We start from the raw sequence: 678 nt of genomic DNA, 5'->3' as shown, positions 1-678 counted from the left end.
GCTCACTGGTGCACCTTCCTCGTGTCGGAACTCGCGAATGGGAGAGTTCGGACACGCCCCTGGTCCCCACCGGGCCATCGCCCTGCTCGCTCGACCGTGAAGGTCCGGCATGAGTTCCGCGAGGCCCGGTGGCCCAGGACACCCCGACTGGCTACAGGGCTGCGCGCCAGAGAGCGCCGATCAGTGAGCGACCGGCTGCGGTGTCCCGGGACCACCGGGTGTCTTCCCACTGGTGCAACAGCGAGGAGACACAGATGAGTATCGACCCGATCCCAGCGCCGCGGGTCTACGGCGGGGTGGACTGGGCCACCGACGACCACGCGGTCGCGGTCGTCGACGCCGACGGTGAGGTCCTCGACCGCTTCGCGGTCTCCCACGACGCGGCCGGGCTGAAGAACATGGTCAGACGGCTGCTGAAACGCGGTGTCACCGAGGTCGGGATCGAACGCCCCGACGGGCCGGTCGTCGACGCGCTGGGCCAGGCCGAGCTGACGGTGTTCGTGATCCCGCCTGGCCAGTTGAAGAACCTGCGGTCCCGCTACGGGTCCGCGGGGAACAAGGACGACCGGTTCGACGCCTACGTCCTGGCCGACGTCGTGCGCACCGACCGCCGCCGGCTGCGCCCGCTCGTACGCGACAGCGCCGCCACCACCGCGCTGCGCCGCAGCGTCCGCGCCC

1 protein-coding gene is annotated in these 678 nt (G+C 70.9%); it reads left to right on the top strand.

Annotated features, from left to right (window positions below; translation table 11 throughout):
- Positions 1-254: 254 nt before the first annotated feature.
- The coding region (locus AB1460_RS38085) for an IS110 family transposase (protein WP_368967462.1) at positions 255-678 on the top strand (424 nt) is incomplete at its 3' end.

Origin of the sequence: Parafrankia sp. FMc2 (assembly GCF_041008525.1) — a bacterium.
GTDB lineage: Bacteria > Actinomycetota > Actinomycetes > Frankiales > Frankiaceae > Parafrankia.
The sequence above is the reverse complement of the archived record's forward strand: the minus strand, read 5'-3'. Positions and strand labels throughout refer to the sequence as shown.